17 protein-coding genes are annotated in these 16,506 nt (G+C 42.5%); 15 read left to right on the top strand and 2 right to left on the bottom strand.

Annotation, left to right across the window (positions count from 1 at the left end):
* The first annotated feature begins 468 nt into the window (after window positions 1–468).
* From KX728_RS06965 to brnQ, 10 genes are all read left to right on the top strand, one after another.
* Window positions 469–2,130 carry a ribonuclease J gene (locus KX728_RS06965; protein WP_215804433.1) on the top strand — a complete coding sequence of 554 codons (1,662 nt, stop codon included), beginning with the start codon at window positions 469–471 and terminating at the stop codon, window positions 2,128–2,130.
* A gap of 68 nt (window positions 2,131–2,198) precedes the next feature.
* Complete coding sequence (locus tag KX728_RS06960) at window positions 2,199–2,978, top strand: alpha/beta hydrolase (protein ID WP_215804434.1); 780 nt, start codon at window positions 2,199–2,201, stop codon at window positions 2,976–2,978.
* A 104-nt stretch (window positions 2,979–3,082) separates the two neighbouring features.
* On the top strand, window positions 3,083–3,784 hold the full coding sequence (locus KX728_RS06955) for a M57 family metalloprotease (RefSeq protein ID WP_215804435.1): 702 nt from the start codon (window positions 3,083–3,085) through the stop codon (window positions 3,782–3,784).
* 100 nt (window positions 3,785–3,884) lie between these two features.
* Window positions 3,885–5,732 carry an excinuclease ABC subunit UvrC gene (gene uvrC, locus KX728_RS06950; RefSeq protein WP_215804436.1) on the top strand — a complete coding sequence of 616 codons (1,848 nt, stop codon included), beginning with the start codon at window positions 3,885–3,887 and terminating at the stop codon, window positions 5,730–5,732.
* A complete protein-coding gene (locus KX728_RS06945) occupies window positions 5,722–6,576 on the top strand; it encodes a metallophosphoesterase family protein (RefSeq protein ID WP_215804437.1) in 855 nt (284 codons plus the stop codon). The genes uvrC and KX728_RS06945 overlap by 11 nt, the downstream gene beginning before the upstream one ends.
* Window positions 6,577–6,749: 173 nt before the next feature.
* On the top strand, window positions 6,750–7,355 hold the full coding sequence (locus KX728_RS06940) for a nitroreductase family protein (protein ID WP_215804438.1): 606 nt from the start codon (window positions 6,750–6,752) through the stop codon (window positions 7,353–7,355).
* A gap of 12 nt (window positions 7,356–7,367) precedes the next feature.
* Window positions 7,368–8,768, top strand: coding sequence for a dipeptidase PepV (gene pepV, locus KX728_RS06935; RefSeq protein WP_215804439.1), 1,401 nt, complete (start codon window positions 7,368–7,370; stop codon window positions 8,766–8,768).
* Between the two features lie 53 nt (window positions 8,769–8,821).
* A complete protein-coding gene (locus KX728_RS06930; protein ID WP_215804440.1) occupies window positions 8,822–9,412 on the top strand; it encodes a uracil-DNA glycosylase family protein in 591 nt (196 codons plus the stop codon).
* Window positions 9,409–9,696, top strand: coding sequence for a rhodanese-like domain-containing protein (locus tag KX728_RS06925; RefSeq protein WP_215804441.1), 288 nt, complete (start codon window positions 9,409–9,411; stop codon window positions 9,694–9,696). The genes KX728_RS06930 and KX728_RS06925 overlap by 4 nt, the downstream gene beginning before the upstream one ends.
* A gap of 184 nt (window positions 9,697–9,880) precedes the next feature.
* The gene (gene brnQ, locus KX728_RS06920) at window positions 9,881–11,206 is read left to right on the top strand and encodes a branched-chain amino acid transport system II carrier protein (RefSeq protein ID WP_215804442.1); all 1,326 of its coding nucleotides are present in this window, start codon (window positions 9,881–9,883) and stop codon (window positions 11,204–11,206) included.
* A 48-nt stretch (window positions 11,207–11,254) separates the two neighbouring features.
* On the opposite strand, the gene KX728_RS06915 is transcribed toward brnQ, so the two are convergent.
* Window positions 11,255–11,806, bottom strand: a complete 552-nt coding sequence (locus KX728_RS06915) for a DUF1307 domain-containing protein (RefSeq protein WP_215804443.1) — start codon at window positions 11,804–11,806, stop codon at window positions 11,255–11,257.
* A 316-nt stretch (window positions 11,807–12,122) separates the two neighbouring features.
* Complete coding sequence (locus KX728_RS06910) at window positions 12,123–12,674, bottom strand: DUF1307 domain-containing protein (RefSeq protein WP_215804444.1); 552 nt, start codon at window positions 12,672–12,674, stop codon at window positions 12,123–12,125.
* 136 nt (window positions 12,675–12,810) lie between these two features.
* Between KX728_RS06910 and KX728_RS06905 the strand changes: the two genes are divergently transcribed.
* The 5 genes from KX728_RS06905 to rplA all read left to right on the top strand — a co-directional run bounded on the left by KX728_RS06905 (window position 12,811) and on the right by rplA (window position 16,377).
* Window positions 12,811–13,848, top strand: coding sequence for a M42 family metallopeptidase (locus KX728_RS06905; RefSeq protein ID WP_215804445.1), 1,038 nt, complete (start codon window positions 12,811–12,813; stop codon window positions 13,846–13,848).
* Window position 13,849: 1 nt separating this feature from the next.
* A complete protein-coding gene (locus tag KX728_RS06900; protein WP_215804446.1) occupies window positions 13,850–14,311 on the top strand; it encodes an HIT family protein in 462 nt (153 codons plus the stop codon).
* Window positions 14,312–14,325: 14 nt separating this feature from the next.
* A complete protein-coding gene (gene ldcB, locus KX728_RS06895) occupies window positions 14,326–15,042 on the top strand; it encodes an LD-carboxypeptidase LdcB/DacB (RefSeq protein WP_000747739.1) in 717 nt (238 codons plus the stop codon).
* Between the two features lie 122 nt (window positions 15,043–15,164).
* Entirely contained in the window at window positions 15,165–15,590 is a 426-nt protein-coding gene (rplK, locus tag KX728_RS06890) for a 50S ribosomal protein L11 (RefSeq protein ID WP_001085808.1), read from the top strand.
* Between the two features lie 97 nt (window positions 15,591–15,687).
* Entirely contained in the window at window positions 15,688–16,377 is a 690-nt protein-coding gene (gene rplA / locus KX728_RS06885; RefSeq protein ID WP_001085675.1) for a 50S ribosomal protein L1, read from the top strand.
* The last annotated feature ends 129 nt before the right edge of the window (window positions 16,378–16,506 follow it).

Raw genomic sequence — 16,506 nt, 5'->3', positions numbered from 1 at the left:
TGAAAAAATTTCCTAACGTTATCCTCTATCTTAGTGGCTAATTGCTGAAAATTTTTTAGATTTTGAAGCGAACAGGAAATTCTCGCTTTTGGATGTAGATAAACCATGTCTTTGTAGAAAATAGTTCTCAAGTCGAGAGGTAAAGGGCAAGAATTTAACTTGTTTTGAACGAAAAGAGAAATTTAGAGTTCGAGAAAGGTATCTGAAATTAAATTGATTCAGAAAATCCATATTTTTGATGGTACAATCGTTCTAATATCTTCGATGAAGCCTCCAAAAGAGAAGTCAAAGTAAAAGAATTCGATTCACAGTAGTGACTAATCTCTAGTTAAAAACCGATCTTCGTTTTGAAAATAATCAAAAAAATGGTATAATGGTAGGAAAAGATTCGGCTGAAAGTTTTAGAACTTTTAGAATAAAAGGGTAAATTCACCCTATAATCAAGATAAATGAAGTTTCGGAGGAAAAATGAGTAATATTAGTTTAACAACACTAGGTGGTGTACGAGAAAATGGGAAAAATATGTACATCGCTGAAATCGATGGTTCTATTTTTGTTTTGGATGCAGGGCTTAAATACCCTGAAAATGAACAACTAGGGGTAGATGTCGTCATTCCAAATATGGACTACCTTTTTGAAAACAGCGATCGTATCGCTGGTGTCTTCTTGACCCACGGACATGCGGATGCCATTGGTGCCCTGCCTTATCTTTTGGCAGAGGCTAAGGTGCCTGTGTTTGGTTCTGAGTTGACCATTGAGTTGGCCAAACTCTTTGTCAAAGGAAACGATACGGTTAAGAAATTCAATGACTTCCATGTGATTGATGAAGATACGGAGATTGACTTTGGAGGGACTGTTGTTTCCTTCTTCCGTACAACTCACTCTATCCCAGAAAGTTTGGGAGTTGTCTTGAAAACAACTGAAGGTAGCATCGTTTATACAGGTGACTTCAAGTTTGACCAGACAGCCAGTGAATCCTATGCGACGGATTTTGCGCGTTTAGCCGAAATCGGCCGTGACGGTGTCTTGGCCCTCCTCAGTGATTCCGCCAATGCAGATAGCAATATCCAGGTAGCGAGCGAGAGTGAAGTTGGGGATGAAATTACCCAAACCATCGCTGACTGGGACGGCCGTATCATCGTTGCAGCGGTTGCCAGCAACCTTTCTCGTATCCAGCAGGTTTTTGATGCTGCAGCAGATACAGGTCGCAGAGTTGTTTTGACTGGATTTGATATTGAAAATATCGTCCGCACTGCGATTCGTCTCAAAAAATTATCTCTAGCCAACGAAAGTCTCTTGATTAAACCCAAAGAAATGTCTCGTTTTGAAGACCATGAGTTGATTATCCTTGAGACGGGCCGTATGGGTGAACCTATCAATGGACTTCGTAAGATGTCCATTGGTCGCCACCGCTATGTGGAAATCAAAGATGGAGACTTAGTTTATATCGTAACGACTCCATCTATCGCCAAAGAAGCCGTCATGGCGCGTGTGGAAAACATGATCTACCAAGCTGGTGGTGTGGTGAAACTCATTACCCAAAGCTTGCGAGTATCCGGACATGGGAATGCGCGTGATTTGCAGTTGATGATCAATCTTCTGCAGCCAAACTACCTCTTCCCTATCCAAGGGGAGTACCGTGAGTTAGATGCGCATGCCAAGGCTGCCATGGCAGTTGGGATGTTGCCGGAACGCATTTTCATCCCTAAAAAGGGAACGACCATGTCTTATGAACATGGAGATTTTGTTCCAGCTGGAGCAGTTTCTGCAGGGGATGTCTTGATTGACGGAAATGCCATCGGGGATGTTGGAAATGTCGTCCTTCGTGACCGTAAGGTCTTGTCAGAAGATGGAATCTTTATCGTGGCAATCACTGTCAACCGTCGTGAGAAAAAAATTGTGGCCAAGGCCCGTGTTCATACGCGTGGGTTTGTTTACCTCAAGAAGAGCCGCGATATTCTCCGTGAAAGTTCAGAATTGATTAACCAAACGGTAGAAGATTATCTTCAAGGTGATGACTTTGACTGGGCAGATCTCAAAGGCAAGGTTCGTGACAATCTGACCAAGTACCTCTTTGATCAAACCAAGCGTCGTCCAGCAATCTTGCCAGTCGTGATGGAAGCAAAATAATAAGCAGAATACCTACAGAAAAAGTCGAAATTCGGCTTTTTCTTATAGAATAGTAAAAGGAGACAACCATGGCAGTTATGAATATTGAGTATTACTCAGAAGTTTTGGATATGGAGTGGGGCGTTACCGTACTCTATCCAGATGCCAGTCGGGTGACTGAACCAGATTGCACAGATATTCCTGCCCTTTATCTTTTGCACGGAATGTCAGGAAATCAAAATAGCTGGCTCAAACGTACCAATGTCGAACGCTTGTTGCGTGGAACCAATCTCATTGTTATCATGCCCAATACAAATAATGGCTGGTACACAGATACTCAGTATGGCTATAACTACTATACAGCTCTAGCAGAAGAACTCCCCCAGGTAATGAAACGTTTCTTCCCCAATATGACCAGCAAGCGAGAAAAGACCTTTATAGCAGGCCTCTCCATGGGAGGTTATGGTTCCTTCAAACTCGCTCTATCGACGAATCGTTTTTCTCATGCGGCTAGTTTTTCTGGTGCGCTCAGTTTTCACGAATTTTCTCCTGAAAGTCAGGATCTGGGATCGCTTGCCTACTGGCGAGGAGTTTTTGGAGAGATTAAAGACTGGACAGCTAGTCCTCATTCGCTTGAAAGCATGGCTGCAAAATCCGATAAAAAGACCAAACTATGGGCTTGGTGTGGAGAGCAAGACTATCTCTACTCTGCCAATAATCTCGCAGTGAAAAACCTCAAAAAACTTGGTTTTGAGGTGACCTATAGTCACAGTCCAGGTAAGCACGAGTGGTACTACTGGGAAAAACAATTGGAGCGTTTTTTGGCTACTCTACCAATTGACTTTGTTTTGGAAGAACGTTTATCTTAGTTTTAGGTTTCTTTCAGCTTTCTTCAGTAAAATAGAGAATCTATCTTGATCAAGGAGAATGTGATTTCAAGATAGGTTCTTATTTTTATGAAAGGTGGGGCGTCATGTTCTGGATTATTCGATTATTCTTCCGATTTCTTTTGGGAATTTGGCGTTTCTTCTGGCGTCTGGTCTGGACCTTGGTTATCATCCTTCTCCTTGCTTTTGGAGTGGTTTGGTATCTGTCTGGTGATTTTCATTCTGCGGTCAATCAGGTTGAAAAAATGAGTAAGATTGGTCAAGGTGGCTGGAATCAATGGAAGGAGACGGGAACGCTGGAAGTCTTGTCTCAGACAGACAGTCACCAACATGCAGAAGGCAAGTGGGCTCAGGCCTCAGCTCGCATCTATATTGAGCCTCAAATGGATGAAACCTTCCAAGGTGCCTATGCAGAAGCTATAAAAAACTGGAATCAAACGGGAGCCTTTACCTTTGAGGTGGTTGCGGATCCTAGCCAGGCAGATATTGTGGCAAGTGAGATGAATGATGGATCGACCGCTGTAGCTGGTCAAGCCGAGAGTCAAACCAATTTGTTAACCAAACAATTTATATCTGTAACGGTTCGCCTGAATCACTATTATCTATCCAATCCAAACTATGGTTATTCTTATGAACGGATTGTGCACACGGCGGAGCATGAGCTGGGGCATGCCATCGGATTGGATCATACCAACGAGACTTCTGTTATGCAGCCGGCAGGTTCCTACTATGGGATTCAGCCCCAGGATGTGAAGGCTGTTCAAGAACTCTATACCAGTAGCGACTAGATGAAGTCGTGAAATCCGAAAAGAAATCAAAGTTCCTCCATCAAGCGGTTGGTGGGGCTTTTTGTTCGTCCTGTTACGGCCTTTTTGCTATAATGGAACTATGAATAACTTGATCAAATCAAAACTGGAGCTCTTGCCGACCAGCCCCGGTTGTTACATTCACAAAGATAAAAACGGCACTATTATCTATGTAGGAAAGGCAAAAAATCTGCGCAATCGCGTGCGGTCCTACTTTCGTGGCAGTCACGATACCAAGACAGAAGCTCTGGTATCTGAAATTGTAGATTTTGAATTTATCGTTACCGAGTCTAATATTGAGGCCCTCCTTCTGGAAATCAACCTTATCAAGGAAAATAAGCCCAAGTACAATATCATGCTCAAGGATGATAAGTCCTATCCCTTTATCAAAATCACCAATGAGCGCTATCCGCGGCTTATTATTACTCGTCAGGTCAAAAAGGATGGAGGGCTTTATTTTGGTCCTTATCCAGATGTGGGGGCGGCCAATGAAATCAAGCGGCTACTGGATCGGATTTTCCCTTTTCGTAAGTGTACTAATCCGCCGTCTAAGGTCTGTTTCTATTACCATATCGGTCAATGTATGGCCCACACCATCTGTAAAAAAGATGAGGCCTACTTCAAGTCCATGGCTCAGGAGGTTTCTGATTTCCTAAAAGGACAGGATGACAAAATCATCGATGATCTCAAGGGTAAAATGGCAGTGGCAGCCCAAAGTATGGAGTTTGAACGGGCGGCGGAATACCGTGATTTGATTCAGGCCATTGGAACGCTTCGAACCAAGCAACGGGTCATGGCCAAGGACCTCCAAAACCGTGATGTCTTTGGCTACTATGTGGACAAGGGCTGGATGTGTGTACAGGTTTTCTTTGTTCGTCAAGGCAAGCTCATCGAGCGCGACGTCAACCTCTTCCCTTACTACAATGATCCGGACGAGGACTTTCTAACCTATGTGGGACAATTTTATCAAGAAAAATCTCACCTGGTTCCCAATGAAGTATTGATTCCACAGGATATTGACGAAGAAGCAGTCAAGGCCTTGGTGGATACCAAGATTCTCAAACCCCAGCGTGGAGAGAAAAAACAGCTGGTCAATCTAGCCATCAAAAATGCCCGTGTCAGTCTGGAGCAGAAGTTCAATCTGCTAGAAAAATCTGTCGAAAAGACCCAAGGAGCTATTGAAAATCTAGGACACTTGCTTCAAATACCAACTCCGGTTCGCATTGAGTCCTTCGACAACTCCAATATCATGGGAACTAGCCCTGTTTCGGCTATGGTGGTCTTTGTCAACGGTAAACCGAGTAAGAAGGATTACCGTAAGTACAAGATAAAAACGGTTGTGGGTCCAGACGATTATGCGAGTATGCGAGAAGTCATTCGCAGACGTTATGGTCGAGTACAACGAGACGGTTTGACCCCACCAGATTTGATTGTGATTGATGGGGGACAAGGGCAAGTCAATATTGCTAAGCAGGTCATCCAAGAGGAGCTGGGCTTGGATATTCCCATTGCTGGGCTGCAAAAGAATGACAAGCACCAAACCCATGAATTGCTCTTTGGAGATCCGCTGGAAGTGGTGGAGTTGTCTCGCAATTCTCAAGAATTCTTTCTCCTCCAACGCATCCAGGATGAGGTGCACCGTTTTGCCATCACCTTCCACCGTCAACTGCGCTCGAAAAATTCTTTTTCTTCACAACTGGATGGGATTGATGGTCTGGGACCTAAACGCAAGCAAAATCTCATGAAGCATTTCAAGTCTTTGACTAAAATCAAGGAAGCCAGTGTGGATGAGATTGTCGAAGTTGGAGTACCAAGAGCAGTCGCAGAAGCTGTGCAAAGAAAGTTGACCCCGCAGGAAGCAGTGAAACTGGCTCAAGTTGCGGAAGAAAGAGTAGATTATCAAACAGAAGGAGAACATCATGAACCATAAAATCGCAATTTTATCAGATATTCATGGCAATGCGACGGCCCTAGAAGCAGTGATTGCAGATGCTAAAAATCAAGGAGTCAGTGAATATTGGCTTCTGGGAGATATTTTTCTTCCCGGACCAGGTGCAAATGACTTGGTCGCCCTTCTAAAAGACCTTCCGATTACGGTGGCTGTTCGTGGGAACTGGGATGATTGTGTCCTGGAGGCCTTGGATGGCGAATACGGTTTGGAACATCCGCAAGAAATCCAGCGCATGCGAATGACCCAGTTTTTGATGAAGCGAATGGATCCTGAAACGATTGTCTGGCTACGAAGCTTGCCTTTGCTGGAAAAGAAAGAAGTTGACGGGCTGCGCTTTTCTATCTCTCATAATTTACCTGACAAAAATTATGGTGGTGATTTGTTGGTGGGGAATGATACAGATAAATTTGACCAACTGCTAGATGCGGAAACGGACGTGGCAGTCTATGGTCATGTCCACAAGCAGTTGCTTCGTTATGGAAGTCAAGGGCAACAAATCATCAATCCAGGTACGATAGGCATGCCCTATTTTAATTGGGAAAAGTTAAAAAATCACCGTGCTCAGTATGCCGTGATAGAAGTAGAAGATGGGGAGTTGGTCAATATCCTATTTCGAAAAGTTTCTTATGATTACGAAGCGGAGTTAGAATTGGCCAAGTCCAAGGGTCTTCCCTTTATCGAAATGTATGAAGAACTACGCCGAGATGACAAGTATCGGGGGCACAATCTAGAACTCTTAGCTAGTTTAATTGAAAAGCATGGGTATGTAGAGGATGTGAAGAAATTTTTGGAGGCTATAAAGTCAAAGTATAAGATAGACTAGTTTCTTTAAACCCCTGAAAATTAGTTGGAACTGGATGAGGGAATCCCTGACTTAAATGATGGCCTTCGTTTGGTTACTCATCCGTGTTCCAATTTCTTTCTATGAAAAATCTCTGCAAGCTCTTTCAGAATATGGTAGAATGGAAGCAGTAGAATTAGAAAAGGAAATCGATTATGAAATTTCTTGAATTAAATAAAAAACGTCATGCGACCAAGCATTTTATTGACAAGCCTGTGGATCCAAAAGATGTTCGTACAGCTATCGAAATCGCAACTTTGGCTCCAAGTACCCACAATAGCCAACCATGGAAATTTGTGGTGGTTCGTGAGAAAAATGCTGAATTGGCAAAATTGGCTTATGGTTCGAACTTTGAGCAGGTTTCGTCTGCGCCAGTGACCATTGCCTTGTTTACCGATACAGATCTAGCCAAACGCGCTCGCAAGATTGCCCGCGTCGGTGGTGCAAAGAATTTCTCAGAAGAGCAACTCCAATACTTTATGAAAAATTTGCCTGCCGAGTTTGCCCGATACAATGAGCAACAGATTAGTGACTACTTGGCCCTTAATGCTGGTTTGGTTGCCATGAACTTGGTTCTGGCTTTGACAGACCAAGGGATCGGTTCCAATATTATCCTTGGTTTTGACAAATCAAAAGCCAACGAAGTTTTGGACATCGAAGACCGTTTCCGCCCAGAACTCTTGATTACAGTGGGCTATACAGATGAGAAATTGGAACCAAGCTACCGCTTACCAGTAGATGAAATCATCGAGAAAAGATAGAAAGAAGAAAAAATGACAGCAATTGATTTTACAGCAGAAGTAGAAAAACGTAAAGAAGACCTCTTGGCTGACTTGTTTAGCCTTTTGGAAATCAACTCAGAACGTGACGACAGCAAGGCGGACGCTCAGCATCCATTTGGACCTGGGCCAGTAAAAGCCTTGGAAAAATTCCTTGAAATCGCAGACCGCGATGGCTATCCAACTAAAAATGTTGATAACTACGCAGGACATTTTGAGTTTGGTGAAGGAGAAGAAGTTCTCGGAATCTTTGCCCACATGGACGTAGTGCCAGCTGGTAGCGGTTGGGACACAGATCCGTATACACCAACTATCAAGGATGGTCGTCTCTATGCGCGTGGAGCTTCAGATGACAAGGGCCCTACAACAGCTTGTTACTATGGTTTGAAAATCATCAAAGAATTGGGTCTTCCAACTTCTAAGAAAGTTCGCTTTATCGTGGGAACTGATGAAGAATCAGGCTGGGCAGACATGGACTACTATTTTGAACATGTAGGCCTTGCCAAACCAGACTTCGGTTTCTCTCCAGATGCTGAATTCCCAATTATCAATGGTGAAAAAGGAAACATTACTGAATATCTCCACTTTGGTGGTGAAAATGCAGGTGCTGCTCGTCTTCTCAGCTTTACAGGTGGCTTGCGTGAAAACATGGTACCGGAGTCAGCAACAGCAGTTGTTTCAGGCGACTTAGTTGATTTGCAAGCTAAGCTAGATGCCTTCGTTGCAGAGCACAAACTGAGAGGAGAAATCCAAGAAGATGCTGGCAAATACAAGGTGACCATCATTGGTAAATCAGCTCATGGTGCTATGCCTGCTTCAGGTGTCAACGGTGCAACTTACCTGGCCCTCTTTCTCAGTCAGTTTGACTTTGCAGGACCAGCCAAAGACTACCTCGACATCGCTGGTAAGATTCTCTTGAATGACCATGAGGGCGAAAATCTCAAGGTGGCTCATGTGGATGAAAAGATGGGTGCCCTTTCTATGAATGCAGGTGTTTTCCGCTTTGACGAAGCAAGTGCTGACAATACCATTGCCCTCAACTTCCGTTATCCAAAAGGAACCAGTCCAGAGCAGATCCAGTCAATCCTTGAAAACTTGCCAGTTGCTTCTGTTAGCCTTTCTGAACACGGTCACACCCCTCACTATGTGCCAATGGAAGATTCGCTTGTGCAAACCTTGTTGAATGTTTATGAAAAACAAACTGGTCTTAAAGGTCACGAGCAAGTCATCGGAGGTGGAACCTTTGGTCGCTTGCTGGAACGTGGGGTTGCCTACGGTGCTATGTTCCCGGACTCAATCGATACCATGCACCAAGCCAATGAATTTATCGCCTTGGACGATCTCTTCCGAGCAGCAGCAATCTATGCTGAAGCTATTTATGAATTGATCAAATAAAACGATAGAAGTCTGAGATGTTATGCTTGGACTTCTTTTTGGAGGGAAAACAGATGTCTCAAATCGAAAGAATCAAGCAAGCCATTATGGCGGATCCACAGAATACCAGCTATACCGAACGCGGAATAGAGCCACTCTTTGCAGCGCCAAAGACAGCTCGCATCAATATTGTCGGTCAGGCTCCTGGACTTAAAACACAAGAAGCAGGTATTTATTGGAAGGATAAGAGTGGTGACCGCTTGCGGGACTGGCTAGGTGTGGATGAAGATACCTTTTACAATTCGGGTTATTTTGCAGTATTGCCCATGGATTTCTACTTTCCGGGGCATGGCAAGTCAGGTGATCTTCCACCTCGTAAAGGCTTTGCCGAAAAATGGCATCCGCAACTCTTGCAAGAGTTGCCCGATATCCAATTAACTCTCTTGATTGGGCAGTATGCCCAAGCCTATTATTTACATGAGAAAGTTAGTGGCAAGGTGACAGAAAGGGTAAAACATTACCAGAACTACTTACCAACCTATTTTCCACTAGTTCACCCCTCACCACGAAATCAAATCTGGATGGCTAAGAATCCTTGGTTTGAGTCAGAAGTGGTGCCCGATTTGAAAAAAAGAATTAAAACGATTTTAGGAGAAAAAGAATGAAAGAAATTTCCTTCGATGAATTTTACAAGCTTTACCAGAAAGGGTCCCTTTCCGTTTTAGACGTGAGAGAAGTGGATGAGTTTGAGACGCTTCATTTAGAAGTTGCTCAGAACCTACCACTTAGTCAATTGGCTGATACTTATGATCAATTGGACAAGGACCTCTTGTATTATGTCATTTGCAAATCTGGGATGAGGTCAGCACGTGCTTGTCAATTTCTAGCTGAACAGGATTATGACGTTATCAATGTTCAAGGTGGAATGACGGCCTTTGAAAATCTTTAAACCTATATGGCGATAGATCCTAGTCTTCCCTTGCTCGGTTCCAACTGAGTAAGGGATTTTGTTTTTAGATAATTCTTATTTTTAAAAATATTGAAAACATTCAATGATTAATTTTGGATACTTTTTTCAGAGTCTTAATCATGGTATACTAGGTCAGTATTTTAGAAATATGAAGGAGATTTTTATGGCTAAAAAAGGTGCCCTAACAGGCTTGCTCCTGTTTGGAATATTTTTTGGTGCGGGAAACTTGATTTTTCCGCCTTCTCTAGGTGCCCTATCTGGAGAACAGTTTCTTCCTGCCATCGCAGGTTTTGTATTTTCGGGTGTCGGGATTGCTGTCCTAACGCTCATCATCGGAACGCTCAATCCTAAAGGATACATTTATGAGATTTCTAAGAAAATCTCACCTTGGTTTGCGACTCTTTATCTTGCAGTCCTCTATCTATCGATTGGCCCCTTCTTTGCTATTCCACGTACAGCAACAACAGCTTACGAGGTCGGTATCAGCCCTCTCTTGTCTGAAGCAAATAAAGGCTTAGGATTGATTATCTTTACCGTGCTTTACTTTTCCGCAGCCTATCTGATTTCACTCAATCCATCAAAGATTTTGGATCGTATCGGACGAATCTTGACACCAGTCTTTGCTTTGTTGATTGTTATCTTGGTTGTCCTAGGTGCCTTTAAATATGGTGGAACAAGTCCTCAAGCTGCTTCAGAAGCCTATCAAGCTTCTGCTTTTGGTACAGGTTTCCTAGAAGGCTATAATACCTTGGATGCCCTTGCCTCAGTGGCCTTCAGTGTCATCGCTGTTCAAACCTTGAAACAACTTGGATTCTCAAGTAAGAAAGAATACATTTCAACTATTTGGGTTGTTGGTATTGTTGTAGCTCTTGCCTTTAGTGCTCTTTATATCGGTTTAGGATTCCTTGGAAATCATTTCCCAGTACCAGCTGAAGTGATGAAGGGTGGAACACCAGGTGTTTATATCTTGTCGCAAGCAACTCAGGAAATCTTTGGTTCAACAGCTCAACTCTTCCTTGCTGTTATGGTAACTGTAACCTGCTTCACAACGACAGTTGGATTGATTGTGTCGACAGCAGAGTTCTTTAACGGACGTTTCCCACAAATCAGCTACAAGGCCTATGCCACTGCCTTTACCTTGATTGGATTTGCCATTGCAAACCTCGGTCTGGATGCTATCATCAAGTACTCAATTCCAGTATTGGTAATCTTGTATCCAATCACTATTGCCATTGTGATGATTGTGATTGTGAATAAGTTTGTACCCCTATCAAAACCGGGTATGCAACTAACAATGGGAGTTGTCACAGCAATCGCCGTTGCAAGTGTTCTTGGAAGCTCCTTTAAGATTGAGTTTCTAGAAAATCTTGTGAATGCTTTGCCTTTTGCTAAGGCATCCCTCCCATGGTTGGTACCTGCTATCATTGGAATCTTGCTTTCATTGGTTCTACCAAACAAACAAGAGAGTGATGTTTTTGAGATGGAATAAAAAAATTCTTGGTCAACGACCAAGAATTTTTTGTATAAGCACGACTCATTAGTTGGTTTGTTCAGTATAACCAGCCTCTTTAAGCATTTTTTTCGAGGCAGCAAAGCTTACACGGTTTCCAATACCAGAATATTCGTTCGGCATTGCTTTTTTCAATTCGTCAAGACTCGCGACAGTCATGTCAACCTCGATGTTTTGGATAACTTTTTCGTCTTGAATTTCAACTTTTTGTGTAACTCCTTTGACCCCTTCATAACCTTTATAAGTATCGTCAACAATTTCCTTAATACCTTCCGCGGTATTATTAAGTTTTTCAGGGTCAAGTACATTATGAACAGTTTGTTTTACAACGTCATCTCCCTTCACAGTATAAGTCAAGGTAGAATGAATTCCAGGTTTGCTATTGTGGACAAATGTGTGGGTTTCTGTCTCATCTTTCTTTTCAGATGATTGTTGACTGCTTTGCTTGGTCTCGCTTGACTGAGTTGTGTTGTCTTCTTTGCTACTGCTGTTAGTAGGTGTTGATGCTTGTTTGGAGCATCCGAGCAGGAGGACAAGTGAAGCCACTAGGGCTAGTGAAGTTTTAACAAGAGTTTTCATAGAATTTCCTTTCATAATCAAAGTATTTTGTATTATAACATGATTCTACTACAAAATCAACTAGACCTACCCTTTTATCTGAACTGACATTCCAATGAACAGAAACTAGTCTGACAATTAAAGTTTTATCTCTATCTATTTCAAAGAACTTTTATCGTATGGTTTTTTAAGGGGAGGGATTTAAATGCTCTTTTTATGGGACTGAGAGGGGGCTATTGGACTCATCGGTCAGGACTATAAAAAAATACCCCAAGAGTCAGAGTTGTGTCTAACTTTTGGGGTGGACCTACACTAGTCTATATGAAATTTTAGGGGATTAGTTTGTCTTTTCTGTGAATCCCATCTTTTCGAGAGATTTCTTCGAGTTTGAAAAGCTTACACGATTTCCAATACCAGAAAATTCTTCAGGAAGAGCTTTTCTAAGTTCGCTAATGCTTGCAACTGAGAAGTCAACTTCGAGATCTTGAACAACTTTTCCATCTTTGATTTCAATGGTTTGTTTAACACCTTTTAGCCCGTAATAACCTTTATAGGTATCCTCGAGTGTACTCTTGACCTCTTCTGGAGTTGCACCAAGGATTTCAGGATCTGCAACATTCTGAGCGGTTTGCTTGGTAACATTGTCGCCTTCTACAGTATAAACCAAGGTAGAAGTGATTCCAGGATTGCTTTTGTTGACAAAAGTATGTTTCTTGGCTGTTTCTTTCTTCTCAGAAGATTGCTCAGTGCTTTGTTTGGTCTCGCTTGATTGAGCAGTTTTGTCTTCCTTGGCACTGTTATTAGTAGGTGCTGATGCCTGTTTAGAGCATCCTATTAGAATGAGCAAAGCAGCCGCAAGGGCAAGTGAGGTTTTAAAGTAAGATTTCATATCCTTTACTTTCCTTTCATAATCAAAGTATTTGTATTATAACATGGATCCATAGTGAAATCAACTAGAAGGATAAGACCCTTTTCCAAAGGGATTCAGCTAGAAAAGTGATATAATGGTAGGAAGAGGTGAAGAAATGAATCAAACTGTAAACTATATCAAAGAATTAACCGCTATTGCTTCTCCAACAGGCTTTACTCGTGAGATTTCAGACTACCTAGTCCATACTTTAAAAGAGCTTGGTTACCAGCCTGTTCGCACAGCCAAGGGTGGTGTCAATGTGACCATTAAAGGTCAAAATGATGAACAACAACGCTATGTGACTGCCCATGTGGATACGCTGGGTGCTATTGTTCGTGCAGTCAAACCGGATGGTCGTCTCAAATTAGATCGTATCGGTGGTTTCCCTTGGAACATGATTGAAGGGGAGAACTGTACGGTTCATGTAGCTAGCACTGGTCAAAAGGTATCTGGGACTATTCTCATCCATCAAACTTCTTGCCATGTCTACAAAGATGCGGGAACTGCAGAACGTACGCAGGACAATATGGAAGTGCGTTTGGATGCAAAAGTAACCAATGAAAAAGAAACCCGCGCCTTGGGCATCGAGGTCGGTGATTTTATCAGTTTTGATCCGCGAACTGTCGTGACAGAGACTGGTTTTATCAAGTCTCGTCACTTGGACGACAAAGTCAGCGCAGCGATTTTGCTCAATCTTCTTCGTATTTACAAGAAAGAGGAGATTGAATTGCCAGTAACAACTCATTTTGCTTTTTCAGTCTTCGAAGAGGTGGGCCACGGTGCTAATTCCAATATTCCAACTCAAGTGGTGGAATATCTAGCTGTGGATATGGGGGCAATGGGAGATGACCAGCAGACGGATGAGTATACAGTGTCTATCTGTGTCAAGGACGCTTCAGGTCCCTATCACTACGACTTCCGTCAACATTTAGTGGCTTTGGCAAAGGAGCAAGATATTCCATTTAAGTTGGATATCTATCCGTTTTATGGTTCGGACGCTTCGGCAGCTATGTCAGCAGGAGCAGAGGTTAAGCATGCCCTCCTTGGAGCTGGTATTGAGTCCAGTCACTCTTACGAACGAACACACATTGATTCAGTAGTGGCGACTGAGCGTATGGTCGATGCTTATCTCAAGAGCACCTTGGTAGACTAATATGTGCTTGATTTGTCAAAGAATTGAATGGATCAAGGCAGGGGAAAATCCCTACTTTGTAAAAGAACTAGAAACAGGCTATGTTGTCATTGGAGACCACCAATACTTTAAGGGCTATACCTTATTTCTGGCAAAAGAGCATGTCACAGAACTCCACCATATGGAGACTTCTGAAAAATTGCGTTTTCTAGAGGAAATGAGTTTGGTCCAAGAAGCTGTTGCCAAAACGTTTAAAGCTGAAAAAATGAATATTGAACTCCTAGGAAATGGAGATGCCCACGCTCACTGGCACCTCTTTCCAAGACGATCAGGTGATATGAGGGGGCATGGATTGAATGGCCGTGGTCCAGTCTGGTGGGTGCCCTGGGAAGAAATGGCGGCAGAAGATTGCCAAGTGAAATCCCATGAGTTGGAACAAATGATTAAAGCATTATCCGATGAATTAGAGAAGCACTTGGTATAAGAGAGGAAGAAAAAATGAAAAAAAGATACATCGTTTTATCTGGTTTGCTGGCAGTAACACTAGCAGCATGTTCGCAAGAAAAACCTAAAAATGAAGAAAACACTCAAAAAACGGAACAAACTAGTCAACCTGAAGGAACTGTGGGGAGCAAATCTCAAGCCTCTAGTCAGAAGAAGGCAGAAGTTGTCAATAAGGGAGACTACTATAGTATTCAAGGGAAGTACGATGAAATCGTCATAGCTAATAAGCACTATCCTTTGTCAAAAGACTATAATCCAGGAGAAAATCCAACAGCGAAAGCAGAATTGCTGAAGCTCATTGCAGCAATGCAAGCAGCTGGCTACCCAATCAGCGATCACTACAGTGGTTTTAGAAGTTATGAAACCCAAACCAAACTTTATCAAGACTATGTGAATCAAGACGGTAAGGAAGCAGCAGATCGCTACTCGGCTCGCCCAGGTTATAGTGAACACCAAACAGGTCTTGCTTTTGATTTGATTGGGACTAATGGAGAATTGGTGACAGAGGGGAAGGCGGCTCAGTGGCTCTTGGATCATGCGGCTGACTATGGCTTTGTTGTTCGCTATCTCAAAGGCAAGGAAAAAGAGACTGGCTACATGGCGGAAGAATGGCATCTTCGCTACGTCGGAAAAGAAGCCAAAGAAATTGCTGCAAGTGGTCTCAGTTTGGAAGAGTACTACGGCTTTGAAGGCGGAGATTACGTCGATTAAAAAAGTAATTTTTCTCTTGCATTTTTAGATAAATAGTGTATAATGGAAAGGTATGTGTAAAGCATACTTGTGGGAGGTAAAAATCTTTAATTACCGCCAAAACCACAAAGGAGGATTTAAAAATGGCTAAAAAAGTCGAAAAACTTGTAAAATTGCAAATCCCTGCTGGTAAAGCTACACCAGCTCCACCAGTTGGACCTGCTCTTGGTCAAGCTGGTATCAACATCATGGGATTCACAAAAGAGTTCAACGCTCGTACAGCTGACCAAGCTGGTATGATCATTCCAGTTGTTATCTCAGTATACGAAGACAAATCATTTACTTTCGTTACAAAAACACCACCAGCTGCTGTTCTTTTGAAAAAAGCTGCAGGTGTTGAAAAAGGATCAGGTACACCTAACAAAACTAAAGTTGCTACAGTTACTCGTGCACAAGTACAAGAAATTGCAGAAACTAAGATGCCAGATTTGAACGCAGCAAACATTGAGTCTGCAATGCGTATGATCGAAGGTACTGCTCGTTCTATGGGATTCACTGTTGTTGACTAATCAATAACACCCCCAATATAACCCGCAAGACTTCATCATTTCGAGAAGTGACGTGGGAGATGAAAATCGATTGAACCACTTACAAGGAGAATAGAAAATGGCTAAAAAAAGCAAACAACTTCGTGCTGCTCTTGAGAAAATCGACAGCACAAAAGCATACAGTGTAGAAGAAGCTGTAGCACTTGCAAAAGAAACTAACTTTGCAAAATTTGACGCAACTGTAGAAGTTGCTTACAACTTGAACATCGACGTTAAAAAAGCTGACCAACAAATCCGTGGCGCAATGGTATTGCCAAACGGTACAGGTAAAACTTCACGCGTTCTTGTTTTCGCACGTGGTGCAAAAGCTGAAGAAGCAAAAGCTGCTGGTGCAGACTTTGTTGGTGAAGATGACCTTGTTGCAAAAATCAACGACGGTTGGTTGGACTTCGACGTAGTTATCGCTACACCTGACATGATGGCTCTTGTTGGACGTCTTGGACGTGTCCTTGGACCACGTAACTTGATGCCAAACCCTAAAACTGGTACTGTAACAATGGATGTTGCTAAAGCAGTTGAAGAGTCTAAAGGTGGTAAAATTACTTACCGTGCAGACCGTGCAGGTAACGTTCAAGCAATCATCGGTAAAGTATCATTTGAAGCTGAAAAATTGGTTGAAAACTTCAAAGCTTTCAACGAAACAATCCAAAAAGCAAAACCAGCTACAGCTAAAGGAACTTATGTAACAAACTTGACTATCACAACTACTCAAGGTGTTGGTATCAAGGTTGACGTAAACTCACTTTAATCAGTAGTTTATAAAAGAAAGGACGAGTGCGAAAGTGCTCGTTTTTTTATGAGTATGAGCTTTTAGAAAAATCAGCTCATTGATCAGGTTTATAGCAATAGTGCTTTTCCTCTTCTTCTTTCACAGAAA

The organism is Streptococcus oralis, from assembly GCF_019334565.1.
Taxonomy (GTDB): domain Bacteria; phylum Bacillota; class Bacilli; order Lactobacillales; family Streptococcaceae; genus Streptococcus; species Streptococcus oralis_CR.
This window is presented reverse-complemented; position numbering and strand designations above follow the sequence as displayed.

Bases quoted from the DNA above. Each gene is read 5' to 3' on its own strand.
- KX728_RS06965 (WP_215804433.1), top strand. From the start codon at position 469: ATGAGTAATATTAGTTTAACAACACTAGGTGGTGTACGAGAAAATGGG.
- KX728_RS06960 (WP_215804434.1), top strand. From the start codon at position 2,199: ATGGCAGTTATGAATATTGAGTATTACTCAGAAGTTTTGGATATGGAG.
- KX728_RS06955 (WP_215804435.1), top strand. From the start codon at position 3,083: ATGTTCTGGATTATTCGATTATTCTTCCGATTTCTTTTGGGAATTTGG.
- uvrC (WP_215804436.1), top strand. From the start codon at position 3,885: ATGAATAACTTGATCAAATCAAAACTGGAGCTCTTGCCGACCAGCCCC.
- KX728_RS06945 (WP_215804437.1), top strand. From the start codon at position 5,722: ATGAACCATAAAATCGCAATTTTATCAGATATTCATGGCAATGCGACG.
- KX728_RS06940 (WP_215804438.1), top strand. From the start codon at position 6,750: ATGAAATTTCTTGAATTAAATAAAAAACGTCATGCGACCAAGCATTTT.
- pepV (WP_215804439.1), top strand. From the start codon at position 7,368: ATGACAGCAATTGATTTTACAGCAGAAGTAGAAAAACGTAAAGAAGAC.
- KX728_RS06930 (WP_215804440.1), top strand. From the start codon at position 8,822: ATGTCTCAAATCGAAAGAATCAAGCAAGCCATTATGGCGGATCCACAG.
- KX728_RS06925 (WP_215804441.1), top strand. From the start codon at position 9,409: ATGAAAGAAATTTCCTTCGATGAATTTTACAAGCTTTACCAGAAAGGG.
- brnQ (WP_215804442.1), top strand. From the start codon at position 9,881: ATGGCTAAAAAAGGTGCCCTAACAGGCTTGCTCCTGTTTGGAATATTT.
- KX728_RS06915 (WP_215804443.1), bottom strand. From the start codon at position 11,806: ATGAAAACTCTTGTTAAAACTTCACTAGCCCTAGTGGCTTCACTTGTC.
- KX728_RS06910 (WP_215804444.1), bottom strand. From the start codon at position 12,674: ATGAAATCTTACTTTAAAACCTCACTTGCCCTTGCGGCTGCTTTGCTC.
- KX728_RS06905 (WP_215804445.1), top strand. From the start codon at position 12,811: ATGAATCAAACTGTAAACTATATCAAAGAATTAACCGCTATTGCTTCT.
- KX728_RS06900 (WP_215804446.1), top strand. From the start codon at position 13,850: ATGTGCTTGATTTGTCAAAGAATTGAATGGATCAAGGCAGGGGAAAAT.
- ldcB (WP_000747739.1), top strand. From the start codon at position 14,326: ATGAAAAAAAGATACATCGTTTTATCTGGTTTGCTGGCAGTAACACTA.
- rplK (WP_001085808.1), top strand. From the start codon at position 15,165: ATGGCTAAAAAAGTCGAAAAACTTGTAAAATTGCAAATCCCTGCTGGT.
- rplA (WP_001085675.1), top strand. From the start codon at position 15,688: ATGGCTAAAAAAAGCAAACAACTTCGTGCTGCTCTTGAGAAAATCGAC.